This window comes from Bacillus sp. TH19 (assembly GCF_016651075.1).
Classification (GTDB): Bacteria; Bacillota; Bacilli; order Bacillales; family Bacillaceae_G; genus Bacillus_A; species Bacillus_A mycoides.
In genome coordinates this window covers 810,847-830,698 of the sequence record NZ_JAEKEO010000010.1, presented here as the reverse complement: position 1 = coordinate 830,698, position 19,852 = coordinate 810,847, and the positions used below count along the sequence as shown (strand labels likewise).

General features: G+C 37.5%; 21 protein-coding genes and 1 pseudogene. 11 read left to right on the top strand and 11 right to left on the bottom strand.

Annotation, left to right across the window (positions count from 1 at the left end; all coding sequences use genetic code 11):
* Positions 1-65 precede the first annotated feature (65 nt).
* Entirely contained in the window at positions 66-1,913 is a 1,848-nt protein-coding gene (gene asnB / locus JFU54_RS21940) for an asparagine synthase (glutamine-hydrolyzing) (RefSeq protein ID WP_201066382.1), read from the bottom strand.
* A gap of 242 nt (positions 1,914-2,155) precedes the next feature.
* On the opposite strand from asnB, the gene JFU54_RS21935 reads away from it, so the two are divergent.
* On the top strand, positions 2,156-2,710 hold the full coding sequence (locus JFU54_RS21935) for a DUF2777 domain-containing protein (protein ID WP_002030292.1): 555 nt from the start codon (positions 2,156-2,158) through the stop codon (positions 2,708-2,710).
* Positions 2,711-2,763: 53 nt separating this feature from the next.
* On the opposite strand, the gene JFU54_RS21930 is transcribed toward JFU54_RS21935, so the two are convergent.
* Entirely contained in the window at positions 2,764-3,132 is a 369-nt protein-coding gene (locus tag JFU54_RS21930) for a YisL family protein (protein ID WP_002011256.1), read from the bottom strand.
* Positions 3,133-3,282: 150 nt separating this feature from the next.
* Between JFU54_RS21930 and rocD the strand changes: the two genes are divergently transcribed.
* Positions 3,283-4,473, top strand: coding sequence for an ornithine aminotransferase (gene rocD, locus JFU54_RS21925; protein WP_000616665.1), 1,191 nt, complete (start codon positions 3,283-3,285; stop codon positions 4,471-4,473).
* Positions 4,474-4,577: 104 nt separating this feature from the next.
* Entirely contained in the window at positions 4,578-4,862 is a 285-nt protein-coding gene (locus tag JFU54_RS21920) for a hypothetical protein (RefSeq protein ID WP_201066375.1), read from the top strand.
* Positions 4,863-4,896: 34 nt separating this feature from the next.
* On the opposite strand, the gene JFU54_RS21915 is transcribed toward JFU54_RS21920, so the two are convergent.
* Positions 4,897-5,799, bottom strand: coding sequence for a fumarylacetoacetate hydrolase family protein (locus JFU54_RS21915; RefSeq protein WP_002125896.1), 903 nt, complete (start codon positions 5,797-5,799; stop codon positions 4,897-4,899).
* 243 nt (positions 5,800-6,042) lie between these two features.
* On the opposite strand from JFU54_RS21915, the gene JFU54_RS21910 reads away from it, so the two are divergent.
* The 7 genes from JFU54_RS21910 (at position 6,043) to gerPF (ending at position 8,303) form a co-directional block, all read left to right on the top strand.
* Entirely contained in the window at positions 6,043-6,222 is a 180-nt protein-coding gene (locus JFU54_RS21910; protein WP_002087032.1) for an aspartyl-phosphate phosphatase Spo0E family protein, read from the top strand.
* A 96-nt stretch (positions 6,223-6,318) separates the two neighbouring features.
* Positions 6,319-6,540, top strand: a complete 222-nt coding sequence (gene gerPA / locus JFU54_RS21905) for a spore germination protein GerPA (RefSeq protein WP_001111190.1) — start codon at positions 6,319-6,321, stop codon at positions 6,538-6,540.
* Between the two features lie 14 nt (positions 6,541-6,554).
* Entirely contained in the window at positions 6,555-6,761 is a 207-nt protein-coding gene (gene gerPB, locus JFU54_RS21900) for a spore germination protein GerPB (RefSeq protein ID WP_001012506.1), read from the top strand.
* A gap of 67 nt (positions 6,762-6,828) precedes the next feature.
* Complete coding sequence (gene gerPC, locus JFU54_RS21895) at positions 6,829-7,443, top strand: spore germination protein GerPC (protein WP_002087034.1); 615 nt, start codon at positions 6,829-6,831, stop codon at positions 7,441-7,443.
* A gap of 6 nt (positions 7,444-7,449) precedes the next feature.
* On the top strand, positions 7,450-7,644 hold the full coding sequence (gerPD, locus tag JFU54_RS21890; protein WP_002087035.1) for a spore germination protein GerPD: 195 nt from the start codon (positions 7,450-7,452) through the stop codon (positions 7,642-7,644).
* Positions 7,645-7,658: 14 nt separating this feature from the next.
* Positions 7,659-8,045 carry a spore germination protein GerPE gene (locus JFU54_RS21885; RefSeq protein WP_002087037.1) on the top strand — a complete coding sequence of 129 codons (387 nt, stop codon included), beginning with the start codon at positions 7,659-7,661 and terminating at the stop codon, positions 8,043-8,045.
* Between the two features lie 42 nt (positions 8,046-8,087).
* Positions 8,088-8,303, top strand: a complete 216-nt coding sequence (gerPF, locus tag JFU54_RS21880; RefSeq protein WP_001141570.1) for a spore germination protein GerPF — start codon at positions 8,088-8,090, stop codon at positions 8,301-8,303.
* Positions 8,304-8,358: 55 nt separating this feature from the next.
* On the opposite strand, the gene JFU54_RS21875 is transcribed toward gerPF, so the two are convergent.
* The 8 genes and pseudogenes from JFU54_RS21875 to JFU54_RS21840 all read right to left on the bottom strand — a co-directional run.
* Positions 8,359-9,066, bottom strand: coding sequence for a DNA alkylation repair protein (locus tag JFU54_RS21875; protein WP_201051505.1), 708 nt, complete (start codon positions 9,064-9,066; stop codon positions 8,359-8,361).
* 215 nt (positions 9,067-9,281) lie between these two features.
* Positions 9,282-9,560 carry an RNA polymerase alpha subunit C-terminal domain-containing protein gene (locus JFU54_RS21870; RefSeq protein ID WP_002011271.1) on the bottom strand — a complete coding sequence of 93 codons (279 nt, stop codon included), beginning with the start codon at positions 9,558-9,560 and terminating at the stop codon, positions 9,282-9,284.
* Positions 9,561-9,583: 23 nt separating this feature from the next.
* Positions 9,584-13,309 (bottom strand): helicase-exonuclease AddAB subunit AddA, encoded by a 3,726-nt coding sequence (addA, locus tag JFU54_RS21865; RefSeq protein ID WP_201066373.1) that lies wholly within the window; start codon positions 13,307-13,309, stop codon positions 9,584-9,586.
* On the bottom strand, positions 13,306-16,821 hold the full coding sequence (gene addB / locus JFU54_RS21860; RefSeq protein WP_201066371.1) for a helicase-exonuclease AddAB subunit AddB: 3,516 nt from the start codon (positions 16,819-16,821) through the stop codon (positions 13,306-13,308). Before addB ends, addA begins: the two co-directional genes overlap by 4 nt.
* Before the next feature lie 117 nt (positions 16,822-16,938).
* Complete coding sequence (lepB, locus tag JFU54_RS21855; RefSeq protein ID WP_002011277.1) at positions 16,939-17,502, bottom strand: signal peptidase I; 564 nt, start codon at positions 17,500-17,502, stop codon at positions 16,939-16,941.
* A gap of 208 nt (positions 17,503-17,710) precedes the next feature.
* The gene (locus tag JFU54_RS21850; protein ID WP_002011278.1) at positions 17,711-18,304 is read right to left on the bottom strand and encodes a TVP38/TMEM64 family protein; all 594 of its coding nucleotides are present in this window, start codon (positions 18,302-18,304) and stop codon (positions 17,711-17,713) included.
* Between the two features lie 334 nt (positions 18,305-18,638).
* Positions 18,639-19,220, bottom strand: a complete 582-nt coding sequence (locus tag JFU54_RS21845; RefSeq protein ID WP_002011279.1) for a competence protein ComK — start codon at positions 19,218-19,220, stop codon at positions 18,639-18,641.
* Between the two features lie 49 nt (positions 19,221-19,269).
* A pseudogene (locus JFU54_RS21840) lies at positions 19,270-19,347 on the bottom strand (RNA-guided endonuclease TnpB family protein); the annotation flags it as partial.
* A 301-nt stretch (positions 19,348-19,648) separates the two neighbouring features.
* Between JFU54_RS21840 and JFU54_RS21835 the strand changes: the two are divergent.
* Positions 19,649-19,834 (top strand): hypothetical protein, encoded by a 186-nt coding sequence (locus tag JFU54_RS21835; protein WP_002011281.1) that lies wholly within the window; start codon positions 19,649-19,651, stop codon positions 19,832-19,834.
* Positions 19,835-19,852 lie beyond the last annotated feature (18 nt).

Genomic DNA, 19,852 nt, shown 5'->3' with positions numbered 1-19,852 from the left:
CGAATTTTATATGACAATTTATTTAAGAAAAAGAGCGGCTCACATAAATATAAGCCGCTCTTTCCCTATTCCTTAATATTTACCCCATACTCTTTAAACCAAACATGAATTTGCGCTAAATGAGCTAAAAGCTGCGGCCCAGTCATTAATTGACCAAACCATGGTTTTTGAAATGCACTGCCACCAGACTGGATCAATCCGCTCAATTGCTCCTTATCGAACAATTCATGCAAAATTGAGCCTTTATCCGCTAATAAATCTTGGAGCCATACTGTGACTGCTTTCGTATAGTGCGGGTTATGCGTTTTCGGATACGGACTTTTCTTTCTATACAATATATCATTTGGAAGTAATCCTTCTAAAGCCTTACGCAATAGACCTTTTTCGCGGTTTTTATACATTTTCATTTCCCAAGGAATATTCCACGCATATTCGACAAGTCGGTGGTCCGCAAATGGAACGCGTACTTCTAAGCTTGCCCCCATACTCATACGGTCTTTTCTGTCTAATAATGTTGTCATAAACCATACCATGTTTAAATAAAATAATTGTCGTCTCTTCGCTTCTAATGGGCTTTCTCCCTCTAAAATAGGAACTTCTTGAATGGATTCTTCATAGCGTTGTTGTACATATTGTTGTAAATTTAATTTATTTCTCCATTCTTTCTTCAGAAGTTGTTCACGCGCTTCTGTAGAACGCATCCACGGAAATGCACTTGATTGTAAATCATCTTCTCTATAAAACCACGGATAACCGCCGAATATTTCATCTGCACATTCTCCAGATAAACCGACGACAAAATCTTGTTTTATTTCACGGCAAAACCATAATAATGAAGAATCAATATCTGCCATACCAGGCAAATCGCGAACGAGTACTGCTTCTGTTAAATACTGTGCTAGTTGTTCATTAGAAATGACGCAGCGATGATGAATTGTTTGAAATGTCTCTGTCATTAAATTAATAAATGGTGCATCTGAATTCGGCTGAAACGCATTCGCTTTAAAATATTTGTCGTTATCTTCATAGTCAACAGAATACGTGTGCAATTGACCTTTCCCTGATCTTTCATACTCTTTCGCGGCAATTGCTGTGATAGCACTTGAATCTACACCTCCTGATAAAAAAGTGCATAGTGGTACGTCAGAAACTAATTGTCTCGTAATCGCATCTTGTAATAAAAAACGAGTTTTCTCTACTGTTTCTTCAAATGAATCTTCATGTTTTTTACTTTCTACATTCCAATATCTCCATATGCATAAACCGTCTTTTGAGAACGTCATTGCATGACCCGGACGCAGTTCTTGAATACCAGCATATACACCGTGACCAGGCGTTCTAGATGGTCCGAGGCCAAATATTTCTGACAACCCTTCTAACGTTACTTCCGCCTTCACATCCGGATGCGCTAGTATCGCTTTTAACTCTGAACCAAATAATAATCGTCCGCTATCATATTTATAAAAAAGCGGTTTTACACCTAATCGATCTCTGGCAATAAAGACTCGTTCATTTTTCTCATCCCATACTGCAAACGCATATATACCGTTTAAATGATCGACACATTCTTCTTTCCATTCAATATAAGATGCCAATAGTACTTCTGTATCGGAATGCCCTTTAAATGTATAACCTCTTCTTAATAACTCTTTGCGAATATCTTCTGTATTGTAGAGCTCTCCGTTATAGCAAATCGCATAACTCGTTTCGTCTTTTAAACAAGTCATGGGTTGTTTACCACCTTCAGGATCTACAACGATTAACCGTTTATGCCCAAATGCGACGTTCCCTTTAATCCAAACTTTATTATCATCTGGACCGCGTTTCGCTAGCGTTTCCGCCATCTTTGTCACGATGTCCCTTTCCCCTTCTAATGAGCGTTTATAATCCACCCATCCTGTAATCCCGCACATAAGAATCATCCTTCCTAATCTAATATCTGTTTCTGAACGTGCAGTAATCCCCACCCTATGAGTGCGGATACATAAAAACAACAAACTTGACGATAACTAACTATCCACATATGGAATAGCAGTTTCACAGTGTAAAGCGTGTTTTATTGTATGCCCATCTATCTTTAGGTGTGTCTAGTTATAAAGAACGTACGAACTGTCCATAACAAGAATAACTATTTCTATAAAAGGAGAAATGAACTATGATACAACGCAAACACATTTTGTATAACCAACCGCGCGCTCATACAGTCGGTAATGTAGAATATATAAACAAAGAATGGGTATTCTTTGATGATGAAAATGATGAGGCTTTTCTATTAGAAGATATTGCTGAAGATGGTTTTGAAATTTTATATAACAACAATTGGCTACCAGCTCGTTTTTATGAACAAGACATATTACAAATTGCAAATGAACAACATTCTCTCCAAAACGGGGAAATGATACGAATTCGAAAAAAATTACTTCTTAGCTATAATGAATGGCTTGAGGAATTACCTGACTCTGTCTTTACATTATTAACTGAGGCATTACAATCGCTTCATTACTCTTTATATGATTGCATGTATTGTCATAATTATTTATCCTTCTTGCCAAAAGAGGAAGCATGCGAAGGAGTAAATATTCTTTTATTTGATAATGAAGAGATGATTTGTACATTGCAGCATCATTTTGTACGCCACTCTTCCTCTAATAAAAATATTTTGCGATTTACGAAAGTAAACGGAGAAGAGTTGCATATTGATGCGACATAAAATAAAAACCACCTTATCTCCCAAATATTTGAGATCATAAGGTGGTTTTATTTTTATTTGAATACGTACCAGCCAAGCGGTAATTTTAGTCCTAAGTATAATACCGCTACTAGCGCGACAATAAATAAGCCCCAAACCGCCCCTGTTGGTTTGTTTTTGCTCATTTTCACAAGAACCATTTCCATTCCAGCGATTACTAATATACCAGCTAGCATTTTCATGCCGTACCACATGTGCATGCTACCTGTTGCCGTCTTCACAATACTCATGTACAACATGAAACCTGTCACAATAATGATGATATACATAAGGCGAAGCCCCATATGTACACCTTTACCTTTTCTTCCTGCTGAATAAAGTGAATACGCAACGAAGAATAAAATTAATCCTAACGCCCATGCTGTAATATGCATATGTACCATCGTATCCCTGCCTCCTCTTTTTCACACTTTTTCACTCTATATGATAACATGTTCATATATTTTCAGGAAATGTTTCGCTTTTTTATATTTAAATGCTATAATATTTAGAGTATTTACAAACTTCTTGTAATAACAAAAGGGGGAACAATCATGATTCAAACTAAGGATATTATCGAACTTACAGACACATACGGGGCAAATAACTACCATCCACTTCCAATCGTTATTTCTAAAGCAGAAGGCGTTTGGGTAGAAGATCCTGAAGGAAACCGCTATATGGACTTATTAAGTGCATATTCTGCAGTAAACCAAGGTCATCGTCATCCAAAAATCATTAACGCTTTAATTGACCAAGCTAATCGAGTGACGTTAACTTCTCGTGCTTTCCATAGCGATCAATTAGGTCCTTGGTACGAAAAAGTTGCGAAACTAACAAATAAAAATATGGTACTTCCTATGAATACAGGTGCAGAGGCTGTTGAAACTGCAATTAAAACAGCTCGTCGCTGGGCTTATGATGTGAAAAAGGTAGAAGCAAACCGTGCAGAAATCATCGTTTGTGAAGATAACTTCCACGGACGTACAATGGGTGCTGTTTCTATGTCATCAAACGAAGAGTACAAGCGCGGCTTCGGTCCAATGCTTCCTGGCATTATTGTAATTCCTTATGGTGATTTAGAAGCGTTAAAAGCTGCGATTACACCAAATACAGCTGCATTCATTTTAGAGCCAATCCAAGGTGAAGCAGGAATTAACATTCCACCAGCTGGTTTCTTACAAGAAGCTTTTGAAGTATGTAAAAAAGAAAACGTTTTATTCGTAGCAGATGAAATCCAAACAGGCTTAGGCCGTACGGGTAAAGTATTTGCTTGCGACTGGGACAATGTAACTCCTGACATGTACATACTTGGTAAAGCACTTGGCGGCGGCGTATTCCCAATCTCTTGTGTTGCAGCAAACAGCGACATTTTAGGTGTATTCGAGCCAGGTTCTCACGGTTCTACATTCGGTGGTAACCCACTTGCATGTGCTGTTTCTATTGCAGCTCTTGAAGTATTAGAAGAAGAAAAATTAACAGAGCGTTCTCTTCAATTAGGAGAAAAACTAGTTGGGCAATTAAAAGAAATTGATAATCCAATGATTACTGACATTCGCGGTAAAGGTTTATTCATCGGTATCGAATTAAACGAGCCAGCTCGTCCTTACTGTGAACAACTAAAAGCAGCTGGTCTATTATGTAAAGAAACACACGAAAACGTAATTCGTATTGCACCACCTCTAGTAATCTCTGAAGAAGATTTAGAGTGGGCGTTCCAAAAAATTAAAGCTGTACTATCTTAATCATAGTGAGGTTGTCCTAAATATAGGACAACCTCTTTCTTTTTTAGTAGTTTATCGTAAAATAAAATTGAATATTCTGTTTTCGTTAAAAAGGGGGTAACTGTATGCTATTGAAATACGGTAAACACATTAATAATTTAGCTACAACTTTTATTTCTATGACATTCATCGGCTTCATATTATCTACAACTTTACTCAGTCATTATTCAACTCCTAATACATTCACACTACTCAAAACATCATTTTGGGCTGCTGTTTTCCTTACAATTATCGGTTTTGGCCGTGAGAGAAGCGCACTTGCAGTTATGCTAATTGGAATTTGTACTTTAGCATTAATCGGATTGTATATTTTCGCCATCATAGATTACTCCGTTAATCCACGTCCATAGAAAAGAGCTATCTTTTCACAAGATAGCTCTTTTTTCATTTCACAATATTTCTAAGCGTACCAATTCCCTCTACTGTAATAACAACTTCATCACCAGCATGTAAAAACTTCGGTGGTGTAAAACCTTTACCAACACCAGCTGGTGTCCCTGTTGCAATGATATCTCCTGGCTCTAATGTCATGCCTTTACTTATAGTTGAAATAATTTCTTCTACTGAAAAAATCATTTCTCTCGTATTTGAAGTTTGCCTTACTTCTCCATTTACCACTGTTTCAATGTGTAATGCATTCGGCGTTCTAACCATCGATTTATGAATTAAATACGGTCCCATCGGACAAAATGTATCGAAACTTTTCCCTAGGAAAAATTGTTTATGTTTTCTTTGAATATCCCGAGCAGTTACATCATTTATAACTGTATATCCAAAAACATGATCAAGAGCTTTTTCTATTTTTATTTGTTTCCCTCGCTTACCGATAACGATTGCTAGTTCACCTTCGTAATCAAGTTCATTCGTCGCGTGAGGGTGACCATTAATTTGCTCATCAATTCCAATCACTGTTGTTGGCGCCTTTGTAAAAATCATTATATTTTCAGGGATAGACTCTACTCCGCCCATTTCTACCGCATGCTCACGATAGTTCTTTCCAACACAAAGAATATTTTTTCTCGGCCTTGGAATCGGTGCTAATATTTTCACCTCTGCTAACGGATAATACGCCGATCCCGCATTTTCCTTCGCCCAATTTACAATATCGTACACTTTCTCAAGACATTCGCTTCCTCTTTCAATACACTCTAACATGGTAATTGGGATAGTAACCTTTTCCCCTTTTTGTCTTTGCGCTTCTCTTAAATGTAATACCTTTTCTTCCTCTTCATCCACAATACCTACAAATACTTTTTCTTCTTTCTTCGCCGTTACAAAACGCAACATTTCCACTCTCCATCCTAAAACTCATACCCTATAATTGTATTCGCATCCTTAAGAAAAAAACCTTCTTACACACGCTAATTTTTACAATACTCAACCATTCTTACATTTGTTCCTCATCCGTTATTTGACATAAAATGTAGAAATTATACTTTTTTTAGCGAAGATGTTTCTTTTTTATGGGATTTTTGTATAATATGTACTACATATATACATAAAATTTATTGAGAGATGGAGCCGATTTCAATGTTTGAGCAAGCTATCGAAAAAAAACGCGAAAAAATGATCTATTTTGCTGAACGCTACGGAATGACTTCTCAAAAAACAGTAGATTGTAGCCAGGAATTGGACAGGCTCTTAAATGTTGTTTGGCCTATACATACAGATTGCACACATACTCAAATGTTCGAAACACATACGCAATAACGTATGTGTTTCTTTTATTTCGAAAAAATACACATTTTATTGAAAACGCCCATACAATAGTAGAAAAGAAAATTTTAAAAACGAAAGGTGTTTTGTATGCCAGCTATGGTCGGACATATTCGTATCGTTAACATTGGATCAAGTGGTATTTTTCATATTGGAGATGTATTTGCGATTAGGCCTATTAGTTATTCACGCGCTTTTGCCGGAGCCGGTTCATTTAATGTTGGGGATAACGTCTCTGTCTACAATTATCAAAGCTCAACGACCGTCAATGATTCAGATGTAATTGATCAAGCAATAATTGGTTCGAACTAAAGGGGGCGATTGCATTGAATTTTTATGTGAACCAAAGTATCATCATTAACAGCATTAAAATCGATAGCATTACGACCTCTTCCGTTTTTCAAATTGGAACTGCAGGTAGTATTAAAGCTCTTTCTAAATTCTCAAATTCTGGCGGATTTACAGAACCTCTTCGTCCATTACAGGCGAAAGGACAAATTATTTCCATCAAACCATCAACTAGTTCTTCTTAAGGTATCCTTGTCATAAATATATAGCAGGAATATATTTCCCCTCCCTATTGAAAAGGAGGTTTCACAAATGAATCAAGATATATATACTTACCTACACCAACTTCAACAAGCTCTCCAAATACAGCAGCAAACTATTCTAAATCTTGAAGAGCAAGTTCGCCTACTACAAGAAGAGCTTAATGAGTTAAAAAGTCGTCCCTCCTCTTCTATAGGAAAAGTGGAATATAAATTCGATCAATTAAAAGTAGAAAATTTAAACGGCACTTTAAATATTGGCTTGAATCCATTTTCAACAAAAGGGCAACAAATTGAAGATTTTCAAGTGGATACAGAAACATTAAAAGTAAATCCTGAAACAGAAACAAATCCAGATTTTTATCAAGGTATCCTTCAAGAAATGCATCGCTATTTAGATGAAGAAGCATATAGTCGAATTCTCCATTTTGAACAAGAAGAGAGAACGCCGCTTGATGAGATGTATCGACAAATGATGGTGGATGACATAAAAAAACAGATGGAACATAGACTTCCATATTATTTATCACAAGTTCAATCGTATGAGGGTATTTCCTCAGATCCCGATTATTTACGAGACGTCATTATTCAAGCGATGAAACAAGATATTGACAAGGCGTTCCTTTCCTTTATTCAACACATACCGGGTAATTTCCGAAAGGAGTAAGTATGTATGAATTTAAATGTTGTGAACCGCGAGTTAAAAGTAGGGCAGATTAAAATGACCGGGGTTTCTTCTTCCGCATTATTTTTAATTGGAGATGCTAACCTTCTCATCCTTTCTTCTATTCTTGATACGCCATTCGAATCCGTTACAGAGGGACCATTTGTACCATTAGTAACAGATGTCCCTCCGACTCCAGGTTGAGGAGAGGAAAAATTATGCTCCGTCATACTTCAGTTGTACAAAATGTTTCTATCATTTCTATGGGGGTTGCAGCTGTCTTCCAGGCCGGGGATGCTAATCAAATAGAATTAAAAAATAGAGCGCTTATCGTTCATCGAGAAATCCCTTGTTATATAAAAGGTGAAGGTCGTTTTGATGCGTTTGAAATCTTTACAGATGAGTACATTACAATTCCAAAGCGAACAACAGATGTAAAACTAAATATTGTAAATGAGTGCCCTTTTATTGAAGTAAATGATGTTCACTTGCGAACGCTTTTAAATTCCGCGTGCTTCCAAATCGGCAATGTTGACTATGTTTTTAATAATTCTCGCACGCTACAAATCCGCCAATTTATTACTGATGAACCTTCCTCTAAATAATTCATATAGTAATTAAAAAGCTTAGTAAAGTAGGTGGATGGTATGCCTTCGGTTGTAGGAAATCTTGTCGTTCAAAACAGTAACGGCTCTTTCAACTTAGGAGATTTTTATAACGTGTCTCCGAAAGAAAATACGAAAGCTTATAACGGATCCGGGGCTTCCAATGTCGGATTTGTCGTCAACACTTTTAGCGGCGTTAGCGCAACAAATACATTTGATTCGGACGTTGCAGACCAAGATCAAATTGGAACAGCGTAAAAAAGAAACAGCTTTAGCTCTATTTTGTGTAGAGCTAGGGCTGTTTCTTTTAATTTTAACATCTTACATATTTACGTTTGAACCCGAGTCTTCCTCTATCAAGTTCTTTATGAATACTTTCGTAAGCATTTAGAAAACTGCTTTTTTTGTTGTCCCGTTTTAGCTCCACTATGCCTACTTCCTTTGCAGTTTCAACTGCCTTTTCATGTAGCGGCACATATGAAATCCCCACAGTGTTTAGAAAATTATTCATAGCGGATTTCGTTCGTTCTGGCGCATCGTGAATTGTATTTTTCACAACTTCTAGCATATTGGTAATCTTACTTTCGGAAAATTCATGGTCTTTTCGATTCCCTAAAAGCCAGCAGTAGCAACTCCAGCCCGCGGACATCCTTAGTTCGTCACCACTTGCAATCCATTTATCAGCAACGTCTTGTGCAAAATCTGATTCAGATAAAGTTACTGCCACCACATAATCGGACAACATATAAAAGTACGCCCCATCCATCCAACGATCAAAATCCGATTCGTTCATAGTTTTTGGATTTGCAATAATGCCTGCAAAGTACATCGCATCATAGTTACCTGTAGCATAAAGCTCTTCAGCTAAACTTTGATTGATTTTTATTTTCTTCGCGATTGGTTTCATAGCACCTGTAGCTACTCCAAAAAGTGGCTCCTTTGCACCATTGGATATGTATATTTTTTTAGTTCGTTCCTTGCTGAGAGTTTCAAGCTCTTGCATTACTGTTTCAAAATCCATCGTGTTGCACTTCCTTCCTCAATATTATAATCAATTCGCTTATCTTCTTTATCAAGTTCTCTATACTTCATAACTCCATCTTTTAAAGCGTTTTGTCCATCGATTTACGATTTTCAAAATGGGATTTCGTTATACGCGTTTATCTAGCTAATTAATACCGATTATAAAAACTAATCATTAATGAAGATGCTACTCCCCGCTAATGATTAGTTTTTTTATTTAAATGATAATCCCTTATCTTCTAAAGCCGCTCTCAATTTAGGTAAAGATGCTGGTCCTATACCGTGCAGTTTCAAAATTTCTTTTTCACTATACTTTGAAAGTTCTGCTTCAGTCGTTATTCCATGGTGCTCTAACGCTCGCCTTGCTGGTGCTGAAAGAAGAGAAAGAAAGCCTTCTTTTGGCTTTCTCTCTTTCTCACAGGTTGGGCAAGTTGGACAATCGCTACTTTTGTAGTACTCGTGTCCTTGATCACAAGTTCTTAACGTCGCCATAATCCATAACCCCTTTCTAAGCTCTATTCGTCAATATTTACAACATGATTTCCATCAAAGAAATATAAACATTTCTCTTTCACAGGATGTTTTAAGCTTTTCTCGAGTGCTTTTGCATATAGTGAAAGCTGTACTTTGTATCGGTCTTCTAAAATTGGTTTCGCTTGATCAAATCCGCCTGGGAACTTTCCTTCAATCGTATCTGTTTTAAAGTCGATTAAAGTAATTCCGTCTTCCTCTTCGATCATGCAGTCGATAACCCCTTGGACAAGTATTGATTCGCCTTTCTTCCCTTGCCAATCTTGATACGCTTCTTCTGCTGAAAGCATCATCGTAAATGGTACTTCGCGCTCAACACTTTTTGCTGCTAATACCCTTTTACCTAAGTCACTGTCAAAGAATGAAATTACCTTTTCAATCGCTATTTCTTCAGCTTGTTCAAATGTTAATAGTTCTTTATTTACCATTCTTGCAATTTGTTCTTGAAGAACTTCAATCGTAATTGGTTTCTTCAAATCTACATGCTGCATAACGGCATGGACTGCTGTCCCTCGCTCTGCGTATGTTAGCCCTTTTTTCTCCATAAAGCGCGGACGTGTTTTAATTGGTGCACGAAGTTTTTTAATAAAGGCGTTATCGCTACCTTCTTCAGATTGATAATTTCTCTTTATTTCTGTAACAGACTGTTTCGCACGGTGAGATGTCGCGGACGCATACCCGTATTCCCACATCAATCTGTCGTACACTTCTTCTTTCCGTTCACTTTCTAACGGAACAGCTTTTTTATCGCGAAGCGCTTCTAATAACTCTTGTTTCTCTTCTTGAACTGGTTCTGGTGCAAGTAAATCTTTTCCTTCAACAACTTCTACTTTCCAGCTAGCACTATATTCATAAATTTCGCCTGAAATATTTCCTTGTCCTAATTCAAGAAGCATTTCACTATCACGGTGTCTATATAAGGAAGGTGCAATCCAGTCTAAGTAGCAAGACGCTCCGGCACGAATATGGTCTGGTAATAACCATTCACTATGCTCTCTTGCATCGAGCCATTTTTCCATTTCTTTACTTGCATCTTTAACTGTTCCAATTAAAATCAACTTCTCTTTTGCACGTGTTAATGCTACGTATAGTACGCGCATTTCTTCCGCAATTAATTCCATCTTCATTTTACGCTTAATCGCTAGTTGCGATAATGTCGTATATTTAATTCGTTTACGAGGATCGATAAATTGTGAACCGAAACCGAAATCTTTATGAAGTAAGAAACGCTTCATTAAATCTTGTGTATTAAAACGGCGACCAAGTCCAGCTACAAATACGACTGGGAACTCTAACCCTTTACTTTTATGAATCGTCATAATGCGAACAACATCTTCTTGTTCTCCGAGGGCTCTCGCCGTTCCCATATCATCTCCGCGTTCTAAAATACGCTCAATAAAGCGCAAGAAGCGGAATAATCCTCTAAACGATGTTGCTTCATATTGTCTTGCACGGTCATATAGTACGCGTAAGTTTGCCTGCCTTTGCTTTCCGGCTGGTAAACCGCCGACAAAGTCGTAATAGCCTGTCTCACCGTACACTTTCCAAATTAAATCGGAAAGTGATTGTTGTCGCGCAAATTCACGCCACCCTTGCAGTAAGTTATAAAACCACTCTAATTTATCATGCAGTTCTTGTTCTTCTTCAAGCGGCGCTCCCTTTAAGAATGAGCTCATCACTTCATAAAACGAGCCTTTCTTTCCATGAGCACGAAGCGTCGCAAGTTCTTCGTCATTTAGTCCAACGATCGGTGAACGAAGTACAGCTGCAAGCGGAATATCTTGCATCGGGTTATCAATGACGCGGAATACGTTCATCATAATATTTACTTCTGTCGCTTCAAAGTAACCAGTCGCAAGGTCAGCATATACCGGAATTCCTTGTAGTTTTAACTCTTCCATAATTTGTGGCGCCCATGGCATGGAGCGAAGTAAAATAACGAAATCACGATATTGCACTGGGCGCATACTATCAGTTTTACGATCATACACTGCATAGCCTGAATCGACCATTGCTTTAATACGCTGCGCCATAAGACGAGCTTCAAGCTGCGCTTTTTCTACTTCGGCACCTTCTTCACCGTCTTGCACTTCTTCCTCAGTTTGCTGAATACATAATAGCTCTGCCGCTACATCTTCACCTTCTGGATAGCTAGCACCTAGCTTTAATTCAGCGTCAGCATCATAATCGATTTCGCCGACTTCTTCGCCCATAATTTGTTTGAAAATAAAGTTCGTACCTGCTAGCACTTCATGACGGCTACGGAAGTTTTTCGCTAAGTCAATCTTCATTCCGCCGCCCGATCCTTCTTGTGTGAAACGTTTATATTTTCCTAAGAATAAACCAGGCTCTGCTAGTCGGAAACGGTAAATCGACTGTTTTACGTCACCAACCATGAACAAGTTTCCTTCACTCTCAGAATCTTTCGTTACGAATTTAATAATTGATTCCTGTACGAAGTTCGTATCTTGATATTCATCAACTAGAACTTCAGCAAATTTATTACGATATTGAAGTGCTACTGCTGACGGCTTCATTTCACCGCCTTCACTTTGCTCGCTTAAAATTTGCAAACAGAAATGCTCTAAATCTGTGAAATCGACCATTCCTTTATCTCGCTTAATCGCTTGGAAACGCTCTGTAAATACTTTTACAAGCTTCACGAGTTTTTCTAATACAGGATGCATATCTTGAAAATCTCGTAAGAAACTTTCGGGTCTGCGGCTAAATAGCTCTTCTTGTAATTTCTTCACTTCATCTTTCGCTTTATTACGAAGAGAATCTACTTGTTTTACAACATCTTCGTTGTAATCACTTTTTTTAATACGCTTTAACGTTTGCCACGATACATTTTGCATCGCTTCATAAACGCTTGTCCACGATCCACTCGCTGCTGAGGATAACGTTCCAAGTAAAGCTAAATCCGCTTGTAAAGTTTCAACGCGAGGCGCTGGACCATCAGGAAGCATTGCGAGTTCAGTCGCCTTACGAATATGCTTTTCCGCTGTTTCAAGCTGAAACTTCACATCTTCTAATAAGTAAGAAGCGTACACTAAATCTTCAATCGTCTTTCCTTCAACGTCGTATGCTTCTACTAATTTATCAAGCCACTTCTCCGGGTTTGGATGCGCTCTTGATTCTGTATGAAGCGCTAAAATCATTCGTTGTAAGTCATCGTCACTACGGTCACTCGTATAACGATCAACTAGTTCAAAGAAAATACTATTATCTTCGATTCCATATTCTTCTTCTAATATGTCATCTAGCACTTCTTCTTTTAATAACTCATTTTCCGTTTGGTTCGCAATACGAAAACGAGGATCGACATCAAGCATGTAATAATATCCTCTAATAACTTGTAAACAAAATGAATGAATTGTTGAAATGGAAGCTTTATTTAATAAGCTAAGCTGCTTTCTTATATGCTGTGAACCTGGCCCATCAATTAATACTTTTTCTAACGCTTCCCCAATTCGATTTTTCATTTCTTGCGCTGCTGCATTCGTAAATGTTACAACGAGCAGGCGGTCGATATCGACTGGATTTTCCTCACTTATAATCTTTTTAATAATACGTTCAACTAATACCGCTGTTTTCCCTGATCCAGCTGCCGCTGCGACTAAAATATCACGTCCGTTCGCTACAACCGCTTTCCACTGGTCATCTGTCCATTGACTACCTTCTGGTTTCTGAGGCCAATTTTCTATCATTCTCCGCCAACCTCCTCTCTAATTTTCTCCATCGCTTCGCTATCTTTCATATCTTTTAACGTACGGAATTGGTTATCTTCAAGTGATTCATCAAATTGACAAACAGATTTGAAGTTACAGAACGTACATGCCGCTTTATTCCCCTTTTTGTAAGGAGCAATATCGATAACACCTTCTGTAATGTCTTTTCCGATATTTTCAAACGAGTGGTGTACATATTTTTGAAGTACGTTAAACTCTTGTTCACTTGCAATGCTAGAACGCGCACTAAAACTACCATCTTTTTTCAGACCAGCAGAAATAATATCAGAGCTTCCTGTTGAAAGTTTATTATCCATTAAACGCACAACGTCAGCATCTCCTAGTACGAGACCTTTCATTTTAAATTTCTTTAAAATTTCTTTCTCAATTTCTTCTTCAGATGCATCGCCTTTCATCTCAACAATCGGGTTATGAATATGGAAATACAATACACCCGCCGGTGATGCAGTACTGCCCTTTTTCATCCACGTATGTGCATTTGAAGTAACAACATCTAAATACGTTAACATTTGAAGTGCGAGTCCGTAATACACTTCTGTTAAATCTAACGCTTTCGAACTTGATTTATAATCAATAATACGAAGGAACGTACCACTCTCATCTTCCGCCTTATCAACACGGTCAATACGGCCAACTACTTCCATCTTCACACCATTTGGCAACGCAAATTCCATTGGCGGAAGAGATCCAGTCCCGCCCATACCGAACGGTACTTCTAAATCAACTGGTACAAATCCACTCGACTTCGCATGTTCACGAAGAATAAGTGACGTACGGAAAATGATTTGTTGTAGTTTTTGCTTTAAATAGAAATGACGGTTCGAACTTAATAAAATTTGTCTTTGTAATAACGGTGCAATTTCTTCTATTACTAAAGCAGAAAGGTGTTCACACTCTTTTATTGATAAATCCGCCCAAGTCCGATTTTCACGTAATAACTTGTCTGCAATTCTCTTCAGCGCTGCATGGAATAATTCACCGATATCTGGCGCATCAAGTTTGAAAATATCACGCTCTCTTAGCGATAAACCGTGCTGAGCAAAATGAGCGTACGCACAGCGATTAAATAGTTCCATACGAGAAACGCTTCCCTTAATTGTATCTCCATATAAATCCCTACTTACATCTGTACTTAGTTTCTGTGCACGATTTCGGTAGAATAAACTTGATAACACACGGCTACTTTTTTGCTTCCATTCATCTGAAGTAACGTAGAAGTTATATACGTCCCACCAAAAGTCTAAATTCCCTTCAAATCCATATCGCTTCCACGTTTGCAGTTGCTGCATGACATAAGACAACGTTACTTCTGGCGTTGCTACATATGAGATTTGTTCCGAACGCGATAAGTCATTTACATCATTCGTAATAAACGATTCTTTCACATCAGGGAACATTCTTTTTATTTTTTTAATAAAACTAGAAGCAAGTAACGTCTTTCCTTCTTCATCCGCAAGCGGACAGGAAATGTATAACTTCTCAGATGCTCTCGTCACCATTTGATACATAACGAACTGTTCTTCTAATAAAGTTTGTCTCGTCGTTGGTGCTAATTCGATACCTGCAGCGGTGAGAACATTTCTTTCCTCATCAGAAAGCATACCTTCATCCATAGGCGCTGCCGGAATCACTCCTTCATTTACTCCAATAATGAACGTCGCTTTAATATCTGATAACCTAGAATGATCAATGTTAGCAACTAACACTTGATCTAGTGACGGCGGAATGTTCGCAAATTGAAGTGCCTCAAGACCTGTCGACATAACCTCCGTAAACATTGAAAGGGACATCTTCTCTTCGCCAAGCATCTCAACGAACGTATCAAGAAGATTCATCACTTCTTCCCATACTTGCTCATGGTCTGTCGCAAATAAGAAATCTCCATTTTCTTCTGCACGAACACGTAATTCTTCTAGTTTTTTCGGAACGTCAAGCTCCTCTAAAAATAAATATACCGCTTCGCACATTTGCATAACTGTTCCAGCACGCTTCAGTCTTTTTTGCATACGAATAACTGGCGTTCTTACAACGTCGCGAAGTCGATTTATTTTCTCTTCCATTTCACGCTCACTGTCTGTTATCATTTCGCTCGCATCATCAAGAGAACGATAACGACGATACATCCACGGATCTTCAGAAGTCCATCTCTTCCCTTGTACACCGTACGCTAAACAGTAGTTTTCAAACTCATCCATCTCTTCGCGCATCGCTTCTTTTCTTACATCTAATGGATATAAAAGCTCTGTTTTCACGCAGCGGAACACTGCATCATAACGCCAATTCCCACTAATAATTTCTAATGCAGAACGAATGCATTCTACTAACGGATGATGTGACATTGGGCGTTTTTCATCGATGAAATGCGGGATATTATAATCCGTAAATAACGTTCGCATTACGTCGTAATAACTTTCTCCGTTACGAAGAAGGACTGCGACATCTCGGTAACGATAGTCTTCATCCGCCACAAGTCTTCTAATTTCACGGGCTACACCTTCTACTTCAGCTCGTAAATTAGCTGCTGTACTGATTGTCACACTCGCTTCACCATGAAATTTTTCATTTGGACGTGCTTCGTAGTGCGTTTCTAAATGTGCTAATGCTTGCGAATGAAAACGCGGCTGTTCCATCAGCGGAATTGTTTTTTCAATTTCTATTTTCTCTTCACGCGCTACTTGTTTTATTTTTTCATACGTTAACGTCGTTTCATAAAATAAATCTAGTTCATTCACTGGCTGCGCTAACGTTTTTTCATCTATCGTTAATGTTATTGTTACTCTAGTTCCTAATTTCATTAACCCTCTAACAATTTCTAGCTCTTGAGGGGAAAATGAATGGAATCCATCTATATAAATTTCCGCGCCTTTTACATACTCAGAGTCTGAAAGCTTCTCAATTAATAATTGTAAGTAGTCTTCTGAATCTAAATATTTTCCGATTAAAGCACGTTCGAAATCATCATATAATAACTGTAAATCATACACTTTATTCGCTAGCAGCTTTTGCTCTGCACTACTACTATGCGCATCTAATTGTTGCCACATTTCATATACGTTAGATGGCGTCACATTATAACGTTTAAACTCCGCAATCATACTACCAAGATGTTCAAAAAAACCGTTTTGCTCCGCTGCTTTTTGAAACACCGATAATCCATCTTTACGAGATTCTACAATTTTACGAAGTAACATATGTACACCGGCTTCATCAATATGAAGACGACTCGCTCCGCCAACTTCTTGCAGCACCTTCCACGCTAATCGCGAAAAACTAAAAACTTGTGCCCGAATAGAACCTCTTACATCTTCGCTCCCAATTAACGCCTGCTGCGTTTGGAATGTCATCTGTTCTGGCACAAGATATAATATTGTTTTCCCTCTTGGGCGCTGTTTTAACTCTTCTTGCACTTCGTGTAAACAAAGTGTACTTTTTCCACTTCCAGCTCTACCAATCACAAATCGAAGTGACATGAAACCCCACCTTTCACTTACATAACGAACGTTAGTTTGCTATCACAATTGTATTATAGGACGATAAAAAAGACAAACATACTCGTTTGTCTTTTCCTTATACTTCATTTTATTATATCAGCCTTTTGAGAAATTCGTTTGTACCTCTTGAATCGGCCAATATCGTAAATCAACTTTACCGACAACTGTATCAGCTTTCACAAAGCCGAAGTGCCTACTATCCCAGCTACCAAGGCGGTTGTCACCAACTACAAAAATAGAACCGGGTGGTACAAACTTTTCTTTCGTTAACTCTTCTAGTTTAAAATCGCCTGTTAATTGCCGTCCATTTGTCTCTTTCTTATACGTCTCTAAATAAGGTTCATCCACGAATTGTCCGTTTATATATAATTTATCATGCTTATATTCGATATGATCCCCAGGTAAACCGATAATTCGCTTTACATAGTCCTCTTTTTTATTCGCATGAAAAACGACGACATCAAATCGATTCAAGTCCCCTACTTGATAACTCACCTTATTCACAACGAGCATATTTCCATCTTGCAATGTCGGCATCATTGACTTCCCCTCTACAACGTACGTTGAAAAGAAAAACGTTCGAAAAAATACAGCTAATAGTACACCAATTAAAATTGTTCTTACCCACTCTAGCCCTTCTTTTTTCAAAGTTTTCTTCATTCGCTTCTCCCCTCGCCCTTTAATGATGAAGCTTGTATTTATAAAGTGAAGCTTAATCGGTGGGGGTTTTGTTCATCCCCCACCGATTATTAGTTGAACCAATCGGGCATTTACGGGCAGTTTGATCTCCCACCTAACTTCTTTACTTCAGTCGAATTTTTTGGTGGGAGTTTTACTGCCCGTTAATGCGGGACAAAGAAGACTTTTCCTAATGTAGTTCTAACTTTACTTCAATTTTTTTACCGACATACCATAAAATAAAAATAACAACGCCCACAATAACCGATTTCACCGGCTTATGAATAAATGACACTAAATCATGACCGATATACGTTAAAATAAAGATCATAACAAGCTTTCCAAATGCTAATGCTAGTCCAAACTGTTTTACGCTAATGCGAGACAAACCAGCTACAACATTTATAAGCGCAGATGGTGTGAACGGAAAACAAAATATAACAAAGATTGGCGCGAACCCTTTTCTTTCAATCCATCCCATCGCTTTTCGCACTCTCTCATGCTTATTTACAAAAGAAAAGAAACGACTTCTTCCAAAGCTACGAATAATGAAAAATACAAGCATTGCACCAATTACTGACCCAATCCATGAATAAAGAAAACCGAACCAAAAACCAAATGCAACAGCATTCGCCAACACAAACACAATGAGTGGCAATGCCGGAATAAGCGCCTCTATCATCGGTAAGCCAATACCGAGAAGCGGTCCGAACGCACGATAACTTTCAACAATATGATCCATATTTTCTGGTGAAAAATACTCTTTGATCGTTTGAAAATCCATTCTACACTTTACCCCTTTACTCTAATTACTACCTCTACTGTATCATCGCTTAAATGAAAGAGGAAATGGTAGATACGACATATGGAGATGTATTTATTAAAGTTTCCATATCATTCGCTAGAATTCCTTCATTATTATGCTATGATAATCTTTCAATATTCGACAAGGTTTGTTGTACGTTTGGTTGTTTGAGGAACAATATTTTTTGATGATTTTTTCGGTAAATGAAATTACACTGGTGATTTTCTGAATACATCGACCACAATTTGATTTTCATCGACTTTCCGACAAAAACAGACAAATAAAAAGGATGAGTCCCCCCATCCTCTCCCTCTCACACTTCGCCTTCCTTCACAAAATACACTTTCTCATATGCTGGTGTTAATTTAGATTCTTCATTTTTATCAATCTCTTTAAAGCAAGGATTTCCTTGTTTTTTCTTACGATCTTCATACTCTGTCCGTAATTTCGCTGTACGATTTTGCTGATTTTCAAAGCTACTTTTTGACATTTCTAGTTTCACAGCGAAACCATTTATAAATCTAATAATAAGATTTCCATCTTTTAATTCTTTATTATCTTCAATATGAAAATGAGATAACCACGCACACTCTTTTCGAGAATAAGAATACGTAGGGAAAAAATAAAGTTGATCTGTCGGGCTAATTGCGATAGGAGCTTTATGTGTAATACGAGTTAACTCCTTCGTTCCTTCTTTTCTTCCAAAGAAACTAGAACCATGCTTCCGGCAACTTCTCTCTATAATATCAAGAGGCTTTTGAAATACGAAAAAAGAATCTTCCATTTCTACAATTCGCGTAACAACTTTCTTTTCTCCTAGAACAACAGGAAGTAAGGCCATTGTATTTTTGCTTACAACATAGTTTTCGACATAACGTTCTACTTTACTTTCCATAGTCTACTGTCTGCTACTACAAATATAGGCAAATGTATATCCTTAGAGTATGTAGTTTTTGCACGCTAAGAATATTTTTATCTATACTCGCTCTTTTGTTAGTAACAGATTTTTCACCTCTCTTTTTAAATTTTCAATTGCTATTTAATTTCCCTTCTTCATTTCCCTTTTATAGTAGCACCTACGAAAAGGAAATGGTTTACATTCTGCTATTCTTTACAAATACTTATAATAAATCAAATATAATACAAATATGTTAATAAAAATATATGGATATCAAAAGAATAATCTGTATAAAAAGAGGATTCTATATACGAAAAAAGAATTTATATCATTTGTAATATGTTTAACACATTCCCCTTTTCATATAATTACAGCAATTAATTTTGCTATAATTAAAATATAAATCAAATATACGGAGGTCTCTCATGGAAGAAAAGCAAGATCATCCAACAATTCAAATGAAAAATAGTAGCATTGTTATCGTAAAAAATTCAGCGAGTATTATATTCGGTTTATTTTTTATTTTACTGTTCTTCGCGAAGCCTTTTCGTAAATCTAAATGTCCAGAATGCAAGAAACGTGAAAAGAAAAAAGCTGTGAAAGAACACTAAAAGGCCTTCCTTTACGGA